The sequence below is a fragment of the uncultured Albimonas sp. genome (assembly GCF_963977235.1).
Taxonomy (GTDB): Bacteria; Pseudomonadota; Alphaproteobacteria; order Rhodobacterales; family Rhodobacteraceae; genus Albimonas.
Window position 1 is genome coordinate 98,704 of record NZ_CAXBOD010000003.1, and the last position, 17,169, is coordinate 115,872.

The following is a 17,169-nucleotide window of genomic DNA, read 5'->3' on the forward strand; positions in this document are numbered from 1 at the left end:
ACAACCCCTGCGGCGCCATGACTTGGACGGCGCCGGGCCCGCTGCTAGAGGTTGGCGGTTGGACGCAATCGCAGGCTCGCATGACCCATCCCCCGGCCGCTTCGGGCTACGTTCCGTCGCTCGACGGGCTGAGAGCCGTCTCGATCCTCGTGGTCTTCGTCAGCCACGTCGGCTTTGGCGACATCGTTCCCGGCGGGTTCGGCGTCACCGTCTTCTTCTTCCTGTCGGGCTACCTGATCACCACCCTGCTGTGCCGGGAGTTCGCGGCCTACGGGCGGATCTCGCTGCGGGCGTTCTACCTGCGCCGGCTGGTGCGCCTGGGGCCGCCGCTGATCGTGACGCTGGCCTTCGCCACCGCGCTGGGCGCGGCCGGGCTGGTGGGCGGGGCCTACGATCCGGGCATCCTGATCAGTCAGATCTTCTTCTACTACAACTACTATGTGCTCGCCGCGGGGGGCAGCTGGATCTACGGGCTCGAGATCCTGTGGTCGCTGTCGATCGAGGAGCATTTCTACATTGTCTGGCCGGCGCTGTTCATGGGGCTGGCGCTGGCGGATCCGAAGACGGCGCTGCGCACGCTGGCGGGGCTGCTGGTCGCGGCGCTGGTCTGGCGCGTCGTGCGGCACCTGGTCTTCGGCGCGGACGAGTGGACCATCTACATCTCGACCGACACGCGCTTCGACAGCCTGATCTACGGCTGCCTGCTGGCCTTCGCCCAGTGGCGAGGCGCCGCCGCGCGGCTGTTTCCCGACGGCTTGGGGCGCAACCTGCTGATCCTCGCCAGCCTCGTCCTGCTGCTGGCGAGCTTCGTGATCCGCGACCCGACCTTCCGCTCGACCCTGCGCTATTCGCTGCAGGGCGTCGCGCTGATCCCGATCTTCCACTACGCGGTGACGCGCCCGGAGCTGTGGGTCTTCCGCCCCCTGAACTGGGCGCCCGTGCGCCGGCTGGGGGTCTACTCCTACACGTTCTACCTGGTGCATTTCGTGCTGGTCGGCGTGGTCACGACCCTCGGCCTGGGGGAGCCGCGCTCGATCGCGCTGTTCGTGCTCGCGGGCGGAGGGTCGACGCTGTTCGCCGCGGCGGTGCATCGCTGGGCGGAGCGGCCGTTGAAGCCGCTGCGCGCGCGCCTCACCGGACATGACGAGCGGCGGGCCTGAGAGGATGGCCCGGCCTCGCAGGCGAGCCTCCAGGCGGATGCTGGCGGCGGCGCTGGCGCTGGTCGTGGCGCTGCTCGGGCTCGAGGCTGTCCTGCGCTGGGGCGTGGGGATGGGCGATCCGCCCATCGCGCTGCGCGACGCGGCGGTCGAGTACCGGCTCGCGCCCGCGGCCAGCTATCGTCGCTGGGGCAACCGGATCGAGATCAACAGCCAGGGCCTGCGCGCGCCGGAGTTCGACGCCACACCCGCCCCGGACGAGCGTCGGGCGCTGCTGATCGGCGACAGCATCGTCTACGGCAATCACTTCCTCGACCAGCCCGAGACCGTGGCCTACCGGATGACGCAGGCCCTGGCCGAAGCGCCGTCGCTCTCGGGCTGTGTCCCGCTCGCGATCCCGATGGCGACCTCGAGCTGGGGGCCGGTGAACGAGGCGGCGATGCTGGCCCGCGAGGGAGCCTATGGCGCCGAGGCGGCGCTGATCGTGGTCTCGGCCCATGACATGCTGGACGTGCCCGACGGCGCCTCGGTGGTGCCCTACCGGCTGGCGCCGAGCTGGACGGCGATCGGCGACGCCCTGACCGCGGTCTATGAGCGCCACGCCCCGCGCTGGCTGCAGGCGCCGCCTCCCCCTCCGGCGCCGGCCGAGCGGCGCAAGGCGATGACCCTCGCGGCGCTGGACGCGATGCAGGCGCAGCTGACCGCCGAGGGGGCCTGGGTCGCCCTCGTCTATCACCCCATGAAGGGCGAGGCGGCGAAGCCCTCCTCGGAGTTCAAGCGGGGGTTCGAGAACTGGGCGCGGCGGCAGGGCGTGCCCTTCGTCGACCTGGGCGAGATCCCCGGGCAGGAGATGGGATACCGCGACGGGCTCCACCCCGACGCAAGAGGCGCGGCCGCGATCGCCGAGGCGCTGGCCGAGGTGGCGGCAGCGCGAATGCGCGGATGCGAGGCCGGCGCCGCGCGTCCCTGAGAGCGGGCCCGGGTTAGGGTCCTGGCGCGCGAAAAGGGGCGGCCCGCCGGGCCGCCCCTTTTCAGTTCTCGTTTGCCGCGGATCAGTGCGGGCGCACTTCCGTCGCGCGGGGCTCGGAGGCGCGGGCGGCGGCCTCGGCTTCGGCCTCGGTCCACTCGGTCGGCTCGGGCTGGCGCGTCAGGGCCTGGCGCAGGACCTCGGTCACGTTCTCGACCGGGATGATCTCGAGCCCCGTCTTCACGTTGTCGGGGATGTCGGGCAGGTCCTTCACGTTGTCCTTGGGGATCAGCACCGTCTTGATGCCGCCCCGCAGGGCCGCCAGCAGCTTCTCCTTCAGGCCGCCGATCGGCAGCACGTTGCCGCGCAGGCTGACCTCGCCGGTCATGGCGATATCCTTGCGCACCGGGATCTGAGTCAGCACGGACACGATCGAGGTGACCATGCCGATGCCCGCCGAGGGCCCGTCCTTGGGCGTCGCGCCGTCGGGCACGTGCACGTGGATGTCGATCTTCTCGAACACCGGCGGCTTGATCCCGAGGTCCACCGACTTCGAGCGGACGTAGGACGAGGCCGCGTCGATCGACTCCTTCATCACGTCGCCCAGCTTGCCGGTGGTCTTCATCCGGCCCTTGCCCGGCAGCTTCAGCGCCTCGATCGACAGCAGGTCGCCGCCGACCTCGGTCCAGGCGAGGCCGGTCACGACGCCGATCTGGTCCTCCTCCTCGGCGAGGCCGTACTTGAAGCGCGGCACGCCCAGGTGGTCGGCGATCTTGGCCTCGGTGACGTGCACCGACGTGGCGCCGTCCTTGACGATCTCGGTGATCGCCTTGCGGCAGGTCTTGGCGAGCTCCCGCTCGAGGTTCCGCACGCCCGCCTCACGGGTGTAGCGGCGCACGATCTCCAGCAGGGCGGCGTCGTCGATCTGATACTCGCCGGGCTTCAGCGCGTGGGCCTTCATCTGCTTGGGCAGCAGGTGACGCTTGGCGATCTCGAGCTTCTCGTCCTCGGTGTAGCCGCTGATCGTGATGATCTCCATCCGGTCCAGCAGCGGACGCGGCATGTTGTAGGAGTTCGCCGTGGTCAGGAACAGCACGTTCGAAAGGTCGTATTCGACCTCCAGGTAGTGGTCCATGAAGGTCGAGTTCTGCTCGGGATCCAGCACCTCGAGCATCGCCGAGGCCGGGTCTCCGCGGAAGTCCTGGCCCATCTTGTCGATCTCGTCGAGCAGGATCAGCGGGTTGACCGACTTGGCCTTCTTCATCGACTGGATGATCTTGCCGGGCATCGAGCCGATGTAGGTCCGACGGTGGCCGCGGATCTCCGCCTCGTCCCGGACGCCGCCGAGCGAGATGCGGATGAACTCGCGCCCCGTGGCCTTGGCCACCGACTTGCCGAGGCTGGTCTTGCCCACGCCCGGAGGGCCGACGAGGCACAGGATCGGCCCCTTCAGCTTCTGGCTGCGCTGCTGCACGGCCAGGAACTCGACGATCCGCTCCTTGACCTTCTCGAGGCCGAAGTGGTCGTCGTCGAGAATCTTCTGGGCGTTGTGCAGGTCCTTCTTCACGCGGGTGCGCTTGCCCCACGGGATCGACAGCATCCAGTCGAGGTAGTTGCGCACCACGGTCGATTCCGCGGACATCGGCGCCATCTGGCGAAGCTTCTTAAGCTCGGCCATCGCCTTGTCCTTGGCCTCGGACGAGAGCTTGGTCTTCTCGATCCGGTCCTCGTACTCGCCGACCTCGTCGCGGCCGTCCTCGCCCTCGCCGAGCTCGCGCTGGATCGCCTTCATCTGCTCGTTGAGGTAGTACTCGCGCTGGGTCTTCTCCATCTGGGTCTTGACCCGGCTCTTGATCTTCTTCTCGACCTTGAGCACCGAGATCTCGCCCTGGATCAGGCCGTAGATCTTCTCCAGCCGCGCCTCGACCGACAGCGTCTCAAGCAGGGTCTGCTTCTCGGAGAGCTTCACCGAGAGGTGGCCCGCGATGGTGTCGGCCAGGCGCGAGGGGTTCTCGACCTCGGCGATCGAGCCGAGCGCCTCGTCGGGCACGGACTTGTTGAGCTTGACGTATTTCTCGAACTCGTCGGACAGCGAGCGGGTCAGCGCCTCGACGGCGGCCGGGTCGCCGGTCTCCTCGGTCAGGATCTCGGCGGTGGCCTCGAAATACGGCTCGGTCGAGGAGAAGTCGGTGATGCGCGCGCGCTTCTGCCCCTCGACCAGCACCTTCACGGTGCCGTCGGGGAGCTTCAGCAGCTGCAGCACATTGGCCACCACGCCCGAGCGGTAGATGTCGTTCTCGTCGGGGTCGTCCTCGCCCGGGTCGGTCTGCGAGGCGAGCAGGATCGACTTGTCGGTCCGCATCACCTCTTCGAGCGCGCGCACGGATTTGTCGCGGCCCACGAAGAGGGGGACGATCATGTGGGGGAAGACCACGATGTCACGCAGCGGCAGGACCGGGAGGGTCACCTTGCCGGCGTCGGAAGCGGGGGCGCTCGTGGGAGTCTCGGACATGGTTCTTCCTTTTCGGCGGATCACCCGGTCCCGGCACGCGGCGACGGGGGGATCCCGGGAGGGAATCGTCGCCCACCCGGGGCGGCGCGACGATATTTGAAGGTGGATCGCAAGGGGGCCGGAATCAAGGAGTCGAAGGTCGCGACCCTCGGCGCGGGCGGGCATTCATATTGTTTCCCGTCAGGCGACACGGCCGCCGCAGGGCGGGGCCTCGCTCGCCGCCCGCCTGGCCGCGCCGCTGCCGAGACCGATTCCGCGCGCGTCCGGCGGCCAGGGGCAAGGCTCCCGCGGCGCCACCCGGAAGCGACCCCGCGGGATCAACCGGAAACGACAACGGGAGCGCCCGACAGGACGCTCCCGAAACGATCAGACCCGTTGGCGCGCAGATCAGGAGGCCGAAGCCTTTGCGTCCTTCTCCTGCTTCTCGGCGTAGATCAGCAGCGGCTTGGCGCGGCCCTCGACGACCTCGTCGTTGACCACCACCTCCTCGACGCCCTCGGAGCCGGGCAGGTCGAACATGGTGTCGAGCAGCACGTTCTCGAGGATCGAGCGGAGGCCGCGGGCGCCGGTCTTGCGCTCGATCGCCTTGCGGGCGACCGAGGACAGGGCCGAGTCGGTGAAGGAGAGCTTCACCTCCTCCATCTCGAACAGGCGCTGGTACTGCTTGACGAGCGCGTTCTTGGGCTCGGACAGGATCTGCACCAGCGCCGGCTCGTCGAGGTCCTTGAGCGTCGCGATCACCGGCAGACGGCCGACGAACTCGGGGATCAGGCCGAACTTCAGCAGATCCTCGGGCTCGAGCTCCATCAGCACGTCGCCGATGCGGCGGTCTTCCTCGGAGCGCACTTCCGCCCCGAAGCCCATGGCCGAGCCGCGGCCCCGCTGCGAGATGATCCGGTCAAGCCCCGCGAAGGCGCCGCCGCAGATGAACAGGATGTTGGTCGTGTCCACCTGCAGGAACTCCTGCTGGGGATGCTTGCGGCCGCCCTGCGGGGGCACGGAGGCCACCGTGCCCTCCATGATCTTCAGCAGCGCCTGCTGCACGCCCTCGCCCGAGACGTCGCGCGTGATCGAGGGGTTGTCCGACTTGCGCGAGATCTTGTCGACCTCGTCGATGTAGACGATCCCGCGCTGCGCCCGCTCGACGTTGTAGTCGGCGGACTGGAGCAGCTTGAGGATGATGTTCTCGACATCCTCGCCGACATAGCCGGCCTCGGTCAGCGTGGTCGCGTCGGCCATCGTGAACGGCACGTCGAGGATGCGGGCGAGCGTCTGCGCGAGCAGGGTCTTGCCGCAACCGGTCGGTCCGATCAGCAGGATGTTCGACTTGGCCAGCTCCACGTCCTGCTGCTTGGCGGCGTGGTTGAGGCGCTTGTAGTGGTTGTGCACGGCGACCGACAGAACGCGCTTGGCCACCATCTGGCCGATCACGTAATCGTCGAGCACCTGGCAGATCTCGGTCGGCGTCGGCACGCCGTCGGACGATTTCACCAGGGAGGTCTTGGTCTCCTCCCGGATGATGTCCATGCACAGCTCCACGCACTCGTCGCAGATGAACACGGTGGGTCCCGCGATCAGCTTGCGCACCTCGTGCTGGCTCTTTCCGCAGAAGGAGCAGTAGAGCGTGTTCTTCGAGTCCTGTCCGGTCGGCTTGGTCATCCAGTTCTCCCGCCCCGTGGTTCGCGCCACGGGGTCACCGTAGGTCCTCGAACCTTAAGGGATCGCTATCTCAAGCGGCGAATCCCGGCGTTTCGCCCATTCCTGCATGCCGCGGCGGCGGAGGCAAGGGCGAAGCCCATGCAATTCCGACGCGAGCCGACGACGAAACCGTGATCGCGCCGTCGCTTGCGCCCGCGCGTCGGGCCCCGCCGCGGCGGAGGGGCCCGACGTCGCGCCGATCAGGCCGAAGGGGTCTCGGTCTCGGCGCGGCTGGTGACGATGTCGTCGATCAGCCCCCACTCCTTTGCGGTGCCGGGGCTCATGAAATTGTCGCGCTCCAGCGCCTTCTCGACCGTCTCGTAGTCCTGGCCGGTGTGGGCGACGTAGATCTCGTTCAGGCGACGCTTCAGCGCCTCGGTCTCGCGGGCGTGGATCAGGATGTCGGTCGCCTGGCCCTGGTAGCCGCCCGAGGGCTGGTGAACCATGATCCGGCTGTTGGGCAGCGAGAACCGCATGTCCTTGGCGCCCGCGGTCAGCAGCAGCGAGCCCATCGAGGCCGCCTGCCCCACGCACAGCGTCGAGACCTTCGGCCGGATGTACTGCATGGTGTCGTAGATCGAGAGGCCCGACGTCACCACTCCCCCGGGGGAGTTGATGTACATCGAGATCTCCTTCTTGGGATTCTCGGCTTCCAGGAACAGCAGCTGCGCCACGATCAGCGTCGACATGCCGTCGTGGACCGGGCCCGAGACAAAGATGATCCGCTCCTTGAGAAGGCGCGAGAAGATGTCGTAGGCCCTCTCGCCCCGGGCGGTCTGCTCGACCACCATCGGGACCAGGGTGTTCATGTAATGCTCGACGGGGTCCTTCATGGGTCGGCCTTTCGGGTGCGGCGCGCCGCGCGGAGCCGGCGGCGGGATCAGGGCGGGGGCCGTCGCGCGGACCCGGAGGGGGCGCGGCGAAGGCCGCAGAAAAACTCGCCTCCCTGTCCTATGCGCTCGACCGACCGGCTTCAAGGGCGGGCCGGGACGGCGCCGGGTCGGGGCGGCAGGGCGGCCACGGGGTCGGGGCGCGACCCTCCTCCCCCGCCGTTCATCGGACGTGCAGACAGGTTGCGATCATGGCCCGGCGCGCTTTAACAGATCGTTATTCGATAACCCGCTAGACGGCGGAAGCGATCCGCGCGGGGCGTCCCTTCGCCGCCGCCGGACACGCCCTCCGCGACAGGCTGCGCGCGGACGGCGACGGCTTTGACGAGGAGGCGGACGATGGCGGGTTCCACCCTGATCGAGGACGCGGGCGCGCTGCCCGGCGGCGTGCTGATGGTCGGGCTCGGCGGCGAGGCCGGCTTTGGCGAGCAGAGCGTCGCGCGGGCCGACGACGGCTATTCGCCCTTCCTGGATCTGTCGGAGGTCTTCGCCTCGGGGCTGAGCTTCTTCGGCGAGACCTTCAACGGGCTGTTCGTCAACACCAACGGCGCGGTCACCTTCGCCTCGCCGCTGGCGAGCTTCACCCCCTTTGCGATCACCGCCGGCTCGGTCGCGGGCCTGTTCCCGTTCTTCGCCGACGTCGACACCCGCGGCGGCGAGACGAGCGCAAGCCCCGGCGGCGCGTCCAGCGGCGCGAACCTCGTCTGGCACGACCTCGACGCCGAGACCGGGCGCCTGACGGTGACCTGGGACGACGTCGGCCACTACGAATCCGATGTCGCGCGCGCCAACGCCTTCCAGCTGATCCTCGAGGACGCCTCGGATCAGGAGGGGCGCGCTGCGGGCGACTTCAACATCATGTTCCGCTACGAGAATATCGACTGGACCACGGGCGACGCCTCGGGCGGCGAGGGGGGGCTGGGCGGCGTCCCGGCCCGCGCCGGCTGGACCGCGGGCGACGACGAAACCTACTTCGAGCTTCCCCAGTCGGGCGACCAGACCGGGATGCTGGGGCTGGAGAGCGCCGCGGGCAACACCGGCGATCCGGGCGTCTGGTACTGGGAGGTCCGCGAGGGCGCGATCGCGACCGCCGTCTCCGTCTCGGCGCCCCGCAGCGTCGCGGAAGGCGACGAGGGCGCCGCGACGGTGACCTTCACCCTGACCCGCTTCGGGGACCTCTCGAAGGAGGTCGAGGTGGACTGGACCCTGCGCGGCGACACCGGCTCGGGCCGGGCGCTGAGCTCGGCCGACGTCGAGGGCGCGCTGCCCCGCTCCGGCACGGCGACCTTCGCCGCCGGCGCCTCGGAGGCGGTGGTCGAGCTTGCGGTTCTGGGCGACCTCGCGCCCGAGCGCAACGAGCTGGTCGAGATGCGCCTGACCGCCGCGCGCAACCTGACCGACGACGACCCGGTGGTGATCGCGGAGGATCGCGCCTCGGTAGAGGTGCTCGACGACGACGCCCTGCCCCCGCCGCCGCCCCCGTTCACCGCGCGGCTGTGGGGCGACCCCCACCTGACCACGCTCGACGGGCTGGGCTACGACTTCCAGGCGGTCGGGGAGTTCGTGCTGGTGCGCGGCGTCGGCGCCGACGATCCGCTGAAGGTCCATGTGCGGACCGAGGCGCTGACCGACGCCGTCTCGGTGATCACCCAGGTGGGGACCCGGCTCGGCGAGGCGCGGGTCACCATCGACCTGCACCGCGAGCAGGCGCTGTGGGTCGACGGCAAGGCCGCCAGACTGCGCGAGGGCGACGGCCCGCTGAGCGTCGGCGACGGCAAGGTCTATCTCAACAACGGCGTCTACACGCTGGTCCAGGCCAATGGCGAGCAGCTGCGCGTGGGCCTGTTCGAGACCAACCTCAACGTGCAGGTGTTCCTCTACGAGGACCGGGGGGCGGGCACGACCCGCGGGCTGCTGGGCAACTTCAACGGCGACCCGAGCGACGATCTGCAGGCCAATGGCGCGCCTCTCCTGCTGCCGGTGGATTTCGACCTGCTGTATGGCGACTTCGCGGACGCGTGGCGGGTGCGCGACTCGGGCTCGCTGCTCGACTACGGCGCGGGCGAGACGACGGCCGACTACACCGACCGCGATTTTCCGGGCGCGACGGTGACGCTCGACGACCTGCCCCCGGCGCTGGTCGCCTGGGCGACGACGCAGGCGCAGGCGGCGGGGATCACCGACGCCGCGGCGCTGCAGGCCGCGATTCTCGACATCGCGCTGACCGGCGACCTGAACTTCGCCTCCGGCGCGAAGGGCGTCTCGGGCGCGGCCACGACCGCGGCCACCGCCCCCACCGGCGCGCCGGCGCCCACCTCCACGCTGCTGCTGACCCGCACCGGCAACGACCCGGCAGAGGGGGACGCGGGCTCGATCCTCGTCGACTACGTGGTGACGCGGGGCGGCGACCTGAGCGGCGCGCTGGACGTCGACTACCGCGTTTCCGGGACGGCCGACTTCCTCTCGGGCAACGGCACGGTCAGCTTTGCGGACGGCGAATCGGAGAAGACGATCTCGGTCGAGATCGCCTCCGACGAGATCGCGGAGCTCGACGAGACGGCGACGGTGCGCATCTCCACCGCGGCGCCGGGGGTGATGGTCCTCGCCTCGACCCGCACGGCGCGGGTGCTCAACGACGACGGCGACGTCGGCTCGATCTTCACGCTCGAGGCCAAGCGCGACACGCTGCGCGAGGGCGACGGGGACGAGACCCTCGCGAAGTTCATCGTGACGCGCGGCGGCGACACGGCCGAGGCGGGCAGCGTCTTCTACCAGATCATGACCGGCGAGGGCCGCGTGGGCGGGGGCGACCTCGACGTGGCCGCGCTGACCGGACGGATCGACTTCGAGGCCGACGAGGCGACGCGGCGGCTGGAGGTCGCGGTCAAGGGCGACGGGCTCGCCGAGGCCGACGAGCTGCTGGTGGTCAAGCTGACCTCGGCCGAGGGCGGCGTTCTGGGCGAGACGACCCGCGCCCGCACGACGCTGCGCGACGACGACTCCGCGGGCGGACCCAAGGACGACCGGATCAAGGGCGACGCCGGCGACAACCGCATCGAGGGCGGTCGCGGCGACGACCGCCTGAAGGGCGGCCAGGGCGACGACAGGCTGATCGGCGACCAGGGCCGCGACCGGCTGACGGGGGGCGACGGGCGCGACCGGCTGGACGGCGGCGCGGGCAAGGACCGGCTCGACGGCGGCGGCGGGCGCGACCGGCTGACGGGCGGCGCGGACAACGACAGGCTCGAGGGCGAGGGCGGAGACGACCGGCTCGAGGGCGGCGCGGCGAACGACCGGCTGGTCGGCGCCGGCGGCGACGACGTGCTGCGCGGCGGCGCCGGGCGGGACGTCCTGCAGGGCGGCGGCGGCAATGACCGGCTGGACGGCGGCCGGGGCGCAGACCTGCTGATCGCCGGCGGCGGGCGCGACCGGATCGAGTTCGACCGCGGCGACGGCCGCGACGTCGTCAAAGGCTGGGAGAACGGCGAGGACCGCTTCGTCATCGACATCAAGGGCCTCTCGTTCCGCGACCTCGACATCGAGCAGCATCGCAAGCACGCGGTGGTCGACTACGGCAAGGGAGAGTTCACGCTGCTCAAGACCGACGCCGACGATCTGAACCGCGCCGACTTCCTATTCGCCGGCTGACCGGGCGGGCAGCCGGCAGGCGGGCGAGACCGTCTGCCGGCTGGGAAGGGGGCCCTGCCCGCGCGTCCTTCGCCTCGCTGGGCAAAGGGGGCGATGTCGACGCCGGTCCCGCCCATCGGGAAGCCTGTCGGCGGGCGAGGGCGATGAGCCGCGACGACCGGGGAGACCGACGGCTGGCGGGGACCGAAGCGGTCGCCCCGCAAGGGCTGCCACGAACACCGCCTCACCCGAAATCGGGTCCTGGGGGTCGCAGCCTCGGCGGATCGGAACAGCGGCCTTGCAGGACGGGGATTGCGCCCGGCGCCCCGCGTCAGCGGATCGCGACGGGGGCCGCGCCAATGGCGGGGCCTCGCCGGATCAGCCCCTGGCAGCGGCCGGCAGGGCGAGGCGCGCTCAGAACTCCAGGCCGCCGCCGACGCTCCAGCCGAAGATGTCGTCGCCTGTCAGGACCGAGAGGCGCAGGCTGAGACCCTCGACCCCGAGGCCGGCCGCCGCCTCGCGGTCCACGATCTCCATGCCCACGCCGAACTCGGCGATCCAGTCGACGCCCAGCGCGCTCGCGCCCTCGCCGCCGATGAAGGTGCCGGCGCCGAACAGGATCCAGCGCAGCTCCCGCCCGAAGGCGCTGTGGCGCGTGGGGCCGTCAAGCTCGCCGTGCAGGGTCATCACGCCAAAGCTGGTATCGCCCTCCAGCACCCGGTTCGAGGCGGAGTAGGTCGTGCCGAACACCCAGTTCAGGCGGCTGGTCGCGGTGACGTTCACGTCTCCGGGCAGCGCGGTCAGATACTCCAGCCGAAGGGCGGGACCATACAGGATCTCCTGCGCGTCCCAGTTGAACAGCAGGTCGTCGGTGGCCCGGTCGAGCCGCGCGGCGCCGGGGCCCGAGAACTCGGTGTCGTCCTGCACCATGCCCCAGCCGAGCGTGGCCACCGGGGTGACGGTGAAGCCGGGCGCCACGTCGTAGGCCACGCCGATGCCGCCGATCGCGGTCCAGGCGTCGATCCGGTTCTTCGGCGTCGCCTCGAAGGCGGTGCCGCGGAACAGGACGCCGTAGTCCGTCTCGGCGGTGAACCAGCTCAGCGTACCCTCGACATAGAGGTCGCCGCCCAGCAGCTCGACCTCCTCGAAGCGGTGGCTGGGCGAGGCGGCGAAGCGCCCGACATCGACGTCGGAGGCGCCGGTGTTGGAGATCGAGAAGCTCGAGGCGTTGACGCCCGGCAGCGCCGCGAACCCGGTCAGCCCCAGCACCTGCTTGCCGAAACCGTCGTCCTGCGCGGCCTGGCGGATCGCCTCGCGGACCGCTGCCGCGGACTGGGCGACGGCCGGAGCGGCCGAAAGAGCCAGCAGCGCGCCCGCCAACGCCAGGAGCCCCGCGTTCCAGAGGCGAGCCCCCCACGGCGCGGCCCGCCCGGGCGCCTGGGACCCGCGGTCGAGGGTCGGGGGAGCGAAGCGCGGCGCGTCAACCATGGCAGGTCCTTTCTGGATCGTGCGCCGGCCGGAGTCGCAGGCGACGGCGGGCGTCCGGGCCCGCAGCCTCACTTTAGGACACGCGCGAAAGAAGGCATCCCGCAATGCAACTCGATCCCGAGGGGCGGCGCCCGAAGCCCGCGAGCGTCGCCCAAAGGCCGCAGTCGCCCCGCAAGGGTCGCGAATGCAAACGGCCCGCCCCGAAAAGGGCGGGCCGCTGGGATCGGTCGTGGCGCGGCCCGCAGCGGGGCCGGCGTCGGATCAGGCCGTGGCGGCCTCGTCCTCGGCGTCCATCGCCTCGAGACGGGACTGCAGCTCGTCCTTGGAGACGGAGACCTCGGTGACCTGGGCCAGCTCGAGGATGTAGTCGACGACCTTGTCCTCGAACAGGGGCGCACGGATCTGCTGCATCGCGCCCTCGTTCTGCTTGACGTATTCGAAGAACGCCTGCGGGGGCACGTTCATCTGCTGCGCCTGGCGCACGATCCGCTGCATGATCTCCTGCTCGGAGACCTGGATCTCGTGCTTGGTGCCGGTCTCGGCCAGCAGCAGGCCCAGGCGGACGCGGCGGGCGGCGAGGGTCTTGTGCTCCTCGGTCGGGTCGATCTCGGCGTGATCGTGACCCTGAACCTCGGGGTTCTCCTCGTGCCACAGCTGGTGGGCGATCTGCTTGGCCTCGACCTCGAGCAGCGAGGGCGGCAGGTCGAAGGTCACCATCTCGTCCAGCGCGTCGAGCAGCTTGCGCTTGACCAGCGCGCGCGAGGCGACGTTGTACTCGTTGGCCAGCTGCTCGCGGACCTGGGTCTTGAGCCCCTCAAGGTCCTCGGAGCCGAACTGCTTGGCCAGCTCGTCGTCGATCTTGGCTTCGGCCGGGGCGGCGATGGTCTTGGCGGTGCAGGCGAAAACCGCTTCCTTGCCCGCCAGATGCTCGGCCTGATAGTCCTCGGGGAAGGTGACGGTGACGTCCTTGGTCTCGCCGACCTTGATGCCGGGGAGCTGCTCCTCGAAGCCGGGGATGAACTGGCCCGAGCCGATCACCAGCTGGAAGTCCTCGGCCGAACCGCCCTCGAAGGGCTCGCCGTCGACCTTGCCCACGAAGTCGAAGGTCAGCTGGTCGCCGGTCTCGAGGGCGGCGCCCTCCTCGCGGGGCTCGAAGGTCTGGGCGCCCTCGGCGAGCTTGCCCAGCGCCTCGTCCACCGCGGCGTCCTCGACCACGGCCACCGGCTTCTCGAGCTGGAGGGTGGAGAAGTCCGGCTCCTCGATGTCGGGGAGCTTGTCGTAGGCGAGCTCGAGGTGCAGGTCGTGGCCCTCGTCGAAGTCCTGGTTGGTGACCTTGACGTCGGGCTGCAGGGCCGGGCGGTCGCCGGTCTGCTCGAAGTGCTCGCGGATGGCGCCGTCGACCGACTCCTGCACGATCTCGCCCAGGAGCGACTTGCCGAACATCTTCTTGAGCAGCGGCAGCGGGGCCTTGCCCTTGCGGAAGCCCTTCATCTGGACGTCCTCGCGGGCGGCCACGAGCTTCTCGTTCATCTTCGCCTCGAGCGCGGACGCGGGCAGCGTCATCGCGTAGGCGCGGCTAAGACCCTCGGACTTGGTTTCGACGACCTGCATTTTCCGTCCTGTTCCAGCTTCGTTTCAGCCGCCCGGCGTCGCCTGGTGCGGGCGGAGGGACTTGAACCCCCACGCCTTGCGGCACGAGAACCTAAATCTCGCGTGTCTACCGGTTCCACCACGCCCGCAGCGGCCGCCGCCAGCCGTAGCCGGCGCGGATTCGGGGGGTGACTATCAGGCTTCCGCGCGGGGCGCGAGTCCTGATCGCCGGGGCGGAGGCGGGCGCGGGGCCGGGTCCGTGGCCCGCGTTCAGGGGCGCGGCCCCGGGGCCGGGGGGCGGCGGCCGGATCGCGAAACGGGCCCGCCCGAGGAGAGGGGCGCGGGGTCGGCGCTTCCCAGGGTCGGGGTCGGCGCGAAGGCGGCGGCGCGGCGGGCCTGCCCTCGCGTCGCCCCAAACAGGGCTTTTGCGCCGCATTGCTCGCCCCGGGGCGGTCGCGCGCCTAGCTCCATGCAATGGAACGCGCGCCCGAACCCGGGCGCCCCGCCGAAACGGAGACGCTACCGATGGATCTGATCCGCATCATCCTGTCGATCCTGCTGCCGCCCCTGGGGGTGTTCCTCCAGGTCGGCATCGGCATGCAGTTCTGGGTCAACATCCTGCTGACCCTGCTGGGCTATATCCCCGGCGTGGTGCATGCCGTGTGGATCATCGCCCGACGCTGAGGTCCGGCGAGGTCCGGCGCGCGCCCGGGCGCGCGGCCTCGGCGCCCTTTTCTCCCTGTCTCGATACACGAGGAACACAACCGCCATGCGCCATGAGCATCCCCTGACCGGAGAGGTCCTGGAGCCCGGAGCGCGCGCGTCCGACACCGGGCCCGCCGGCCCCGGCGCCTCCCGCGCCGCCCGCGGCCCCTCGCGCAGCGCCCCCGGCGCCGAGGGCCTGGCCGGGTCGAGCCTGACCCAGGACGAGGTGGAGCTTCTGCGCCGCGCCGACCTGGCCGCGAAGTGGATGGACAGCCGCTTCCGCCTGCCGCTGACCGAGTGGCGCTTCGGGCTCGACGGCCTTCTCGGGCTGCTGCCGGGCGTGGGCGACGGCGCGGGGATGCTGGTCTCGGGCTACGTGGCCTGGACCGCGTGGCAGGCCGGGATGCCGTTGTCGCTGGTGCTCCGGATGGCGGGCAACATCCTGCTCGACGCCGTGGTGGGCGCGATCCCGGTGCTGGGCGACCTGCTGGACTTCGGCTTCAAGGCCAACCGCCGCAACGCCGCCCTGCTCCGCGCGCACCTGGAGCGTCGGACCGCCGGCCTCGCGTGACCGCTGGGCGCGGCTGAGCCGCGCGCCGCGCCGGGCCGGGCGAGAGGCGGATCCCGGGCGCCGGTCGTCCCTGGCGCGTCCGCCGACCGCGGCGCCGGGCAGGACCTCGGGTCCGGGCGTCCGCGGGACGGCGCCGCTTCCCTCGCCCTTCACTCGGCCCTGCCCTCAGGGCGCTGGCCGCGACAGGGCCCGGAACACGGGTGGCAGCTCGTTGGCGAGGTCCTCGGCGATCAGGCCGGGGCCGAAATTGCGGGCGGCCTCGACATGCAGCCAGGCCGCAAAGGCCGCGAGCCGGGCCCGCGGCGCGCCTCGCTGGGCCGCCAGTCCCGCCAGGATCCCCGCCAGCACATCCCCCGCCCCCGCGGTGCCCAGCCAGGGCGTCGCGCGCTCGCGCACCGCGGCGTGGACCCAGGCCTCGCCGTCCGGGTCGGCGATCACCGTGTCGGCGCCTTTCAGCAGCACCGTGCAGCCGGCGCGGGCGGCGGCCTCGCGCACCGCTTCCAGCTTGCCGAAGGGGGTCCAGCGCTCGACCTCGTCCACGGGCGCCGAGAGGCGCCGGGCCAGGTCCGGGAACAGGCGCGCGAACTCCCCCGCATGCGGCGTCAGGATCGCAGCGCGGCCCCGGGTCCGGGCGAACAGCGCCTCGGGGTCCTGCGCGAAGACGGTCAGGGCGTCGGCGTCCAGCACCGCCGAGCGGACGGGGTCCCGCGCATCGGCGGGCGAGGCCGCGGCCAGCGTCGCCTCGACCAGCGCGCGGGTGCGCGGCGCGAACCGCTCCTCCGCCCCCAGTCCCATGCCCAGCGCCACGCAGCGTATGCGCCGATCCTCCAGCATCGCGGCGAGGGCCTGCGCGTCGGGGACGGCGCGCAGCATCACCGCGTCGAGGCGCGCGGCGTTCTCGATCAGGGCCGAGGGCGGCGGGCAGAGCGTGACCAGTCCCGCCCCCGTGCGCAGCGCGGCGCGCGCCGCCAGCCGCGCGGCGCCGCCGCGACCCACCCCGCCCGAGGGAACGAGAACGTGGCCATGGGCGAACTTGTGGCCGCTCCAGACGGGACGCAGACGGCGCATCTCCGCGCGGGCCTCGGCCGCCTCGAACAGCCATGTCCGCGGCCCGGGCGCCTCGCGCGGAACCTGCCCCGGCAGGCCGATGTCGACCACGCGGACCTCGCCCGGATCTCCGCCGACGCCGCGCCGGTCCAGCAGGACATGCCCCGGCTTCAGCGCGTGGATCGCCACCGTCAGCTGGGCGGAGAAAGCGTAGCGGAGCGCAGCCCCCGTCTCCGAACACTGACCGCTGGGCACGTCGATGGCGACGAAACGCCGACGCCAGAGATCCTCCTGGAACAGGTCGGCGTTTGCGATGTGCGGGATACAACAGTCGAAGGCATGGGACATGTCGTCGGGCATCGGGCGCGTCGTTCCCATGCCCAGCACGGCGTCGATCACCAGCGCGTCGTCGTTCGACTCGATCCGCTCCTCGATCGCCTCGTCGTCCCAGGACAGCGTCTTCCCGCCGGCGGCCGCCCAGCGGCGGGCGGCCTCGGCGGCCTCCTCGGGCTGGGGCTTGTCGGGGGCGTAGCGATAGACCGTCGGTCGGAAGCCGATGCCCTGCATCAGCCGCGCGATCACGTAGCCGTCGCCGCCGTTGTTGCCGGGCCCGCACAGTACCAGCGCAGGCGCCCCGCGCGGAACGCGAAGGTCGGGCCGCCAGTCGAGGATCGCGTCGAGCGCCGCGGCCCCCGCGCGCTCCATCAGCTCGATGCCGGTCACGCCTGCGGCCATGCCCGTGGACTCGATCGCGCGCATCTGCGCGGCGGAAACAAGCTGCATGGAAACCTCTTCGCTATTGCTCATCCGTTGGGCAAACTGCCCGGATATCGGGCGCCGTCGTCCGATTCCCGGTCGCGGCCGGGCGCAGGACCCCGACGCCCATTGCATCCCACCGGTCGATGCGCTTGGCATGC

Annotated in this window: 11 protein-coding genes and 1 tRNA gene; 5 read left to right on the forward strand and 7 right to left on the reverse strand. The window is 71.0% G+C overall.

Annotated features, from left to right (window positions below):
* Positions 1 to 80: 80 nt before the first annotated feature.
* Together AAC134_RS04130 and AAC134_RS04135 are read left to right on the forward strand one after the other, a co-directional pair.
* Entirely contained in the window at positions 81 to 1,160 is a 1,080-nt protein-coding gene (locus tag AAC134_RS04130) for an acyltransferase (RefSeq protein WP_339947789.1), read from the forward strand.
* Positions 1,161 to 1,197: 37 nt separating this feature from the next.
* On the forward strand, positions 1,198 to 2,127 hold the full coding sequence (locus AAC134_RS04135; protein WP_339947790.1) for a hypothetical protein: 930 nt from the start codon (positions 1,198 to 1,200) through the stop codon (positions 2,125 to 2,127).
* Positions 2,128 to 2,209: 82 nt separating this feature from the next.
* Here AAC134_RS04135 and lon read toward each other — a convergent pair whose 3' ends face one another.
* The 3 genes from lon to AAC134_RS04150 all read right to left on the reverse strand — a co-directional run bounded on the left by lon (position 2,210) and on the right by AAC134_RS04150 (position 7,167).
* Positions 2,210 to 4,636, reverse strand: coding sequence for an endopeptidase La (gene lon, locus AAC134_RS04140; RefSeq protein WP_339947791.1), 2,427 nt, complete (start codon positions 4,634 to 4,636; stop codon positions 2,210 to 2,212).
* Between the two features lie 387 nt (positions 4,637 to 5,023).
* Positions 5,024 to 6,295: an ATP-dependent Clp protease ATP-binding subunit ClpX gene (clpX, locus tag AAC134_RS04145; protein WP_339947792.1), complete on the reverse strand. Its 1,272-nt coding sequence runs from the start codon at positions 6,293 to 6,295 to the stop codon at positions 5,024 to 5,026.
* 239 nt (positions 6,296 to 6,534) lie between these two features.
* On the reverse strand, positions 6,535 to 7,167 hold the full coding sequence (locus tag AAC134_RS04150; RefSeq protein WP_339947793.1) for an ATP-dependent Clp protease proteolytic subunit: 633 nt from the start codon (positions 7,165 to 7,167) through the stop codon (positions 6,535 to 6,537).
* Between the two features lie 396 nt (positions 7,168 to 7,563).
* Here AAC134_RS04150 and AAC134_RS04155 point away from each other — a divergent pair, with 396 nt between their 5' ends.
* Positions 7,564 to 10,872, forward strand: coding sequence for a nidogen-like domain-containing protein (locus tag AAC134_RS04155; RefSeq protein WP_339947794.1), 3,309 nt, complete (start codon positions 7,564 to 7,566; stop codon positions 10,870 to 10,872).
* Between the two features lie 393 nt (positions 10,873 to 11,265).
* Here AAC134_RS04155 and AAC134_RS04160 read toward each other — a convergent pair whose 3' ends face one another.
* The 3 genes from AAC134_RS04160 to AAC134_RS04170 all read right to left on the reverse strand — a co-directional run bounded on the left by AAC134_RS04160 (position 11,266) and on the right by AAC134_RS04170 (position 14,078).
* A complete protein-coding gene (locus AAC134_RS04160) occupies positions 11,266 to 12,339 on the reverse strand; it encodes a hypothetical protein (RefSeq protein WP_339947795.1) in 1,074 nt (357 codons plus the stop codon).
* Positions 12,340 to 12,600: 261 nt separating this feature from the next.
* A complete protein-coding gene (tig, locus tag AAC134_RS04165; RefSeq protein WP_339947796.1) occupies positions 12,601 to 13,950 on the reverse strand; it encodes a trigger factor in 1,350 nt (449 codons plus the stop codon).
* Positions 13,951 to 13,993: 43 nt separating this feature from the next.
* Positions 13,994 to 14,078, reverse strand: a tRNA-Leu gene (locus AAC134_RS04170).
* 376 nt (positions 14,079 to 14,454) lie between these two features.
* On the opposite strand from AAC134_RS04170, the gene AAC134_RS04175 reads away from it, so the two are divergent.
* On the forward strand, positions 14,455 to 14,613 hold the full coding sequence (locus tag AAC134_RS04175) for a YqaE/Pmp3 family membrane protein (protein WP_339947797.1): 159 nt from the start codon (positions 14,455 to 14,457) through the stop codon (positions 14,611 to 14,613).
* 85 nt (positions 14,614 to 14,698) lie between these two features.
* A complete protein-coding gene (locus AAC134_RS04180; protein WP_339947798.1) occupies positions 14,699 to 15,205 on the forward strand; it encodes a DUF4112 domain-containing protein in 507 nt (168 codons plus the stop codon).
* Positions 15,206 to 15,370: 165 nt separating this feature from the next.
* Here the strand turns inward: AAC134_RS04180 and AAC134_RS04185 are convergent, their stop codons facing one another.
* Positions 15,371 to 17,035, reverse strand: a complete 1,665-nt coding sequence (locus AAC134_RS04185) for an NAD(P)H-hydrate dehydratase (RefSeq protein WP_339947799.1) — start codon at positions 17,033 to 17,035, stop codon at positions 15,371 to 15,373.
* Positions 17,036 to 17,169 lie beyond the last annotated feature (134 nt).

Bases quoted from the DNA above. Each gene is read 5' to 3' on its own strand.
- AAC134_RS04155 (WP_339947794.1), top strand. From the start codon at position 7,564: ATGGCGGGTTCCACCCTGATCGAGGACGCGGGCGCGCTGCCCGGCGGC.
- AAC134_RS04185 (WP_339947799.1), bottom strand. From the start codon at position 17,035: ATGCAGCTTGTTTCCGCCGCGCAGATGCGCGCGATCGAGTCCACGGGC.
- AAC134_RS04150 (WP_339947793.1), bottom strand. From the start codon at position 7,167: ATGAAGGACCCCGTCGAGCATTACATGAACACCCTGGTCCCGATGGTG.
- AAC134_RS04135 (WP_339947790.1), top strand. From the start codon at position 1,198: ATGCTGGCGGCGGCGCTGGCGCTGGTCGTGGCGCTGCTCGGGCTCGAG.
- tig (WP_339947796.1), bottom strand. From the start codon at position 13,950: ATGCAGGTCGTCGAAACCAAGTCCGAGGGTCTTAGCCGCGCCTACGCG.
- clpX (WP_339947792.1), bottom strand. From the start codon at position 6,295: ATGACCAAGCCGACCGGACAGGACTCGAAGAACACGCTCTACTGCTCC.
- AAC134_RS04160 (WP_339947795.1), bottom strand. From the start codon at position 12,339: ATGGTTGACGCGCCGCGCTTCGCTCCCCCGACCCTCGACCGCGGGTCC.
- lon (WP_339947791.1), bottom strand. From the start codon at position 4,636: ATGTCCGAGACTCCCACGAGCGCCCCCGCTTCCGACGCCGGCAAGGTG.
- AAC134_RS04130 (WP_339947789.1), top strand. From the start codon at position 81: ATGACCCATCCCCCGGCCGCTTCGGGCTACGTTCCGTCGCTCGACGGG.
- AAC134_RS04175 (WP_339947797.1), top strand. From the start codon at position 14,455: ATGGATCTGATCCGCATCATCCTGTCGATCCTGCTGCCGCCCCTGGGG.
- AAC134_RS04180 (WP_339947798.1), top strand. From the start codon at position 14,699: ATGCGCCATGAGCATCCCCTGACCGGAGAGGTCCTGGAGCCCGGAGCG.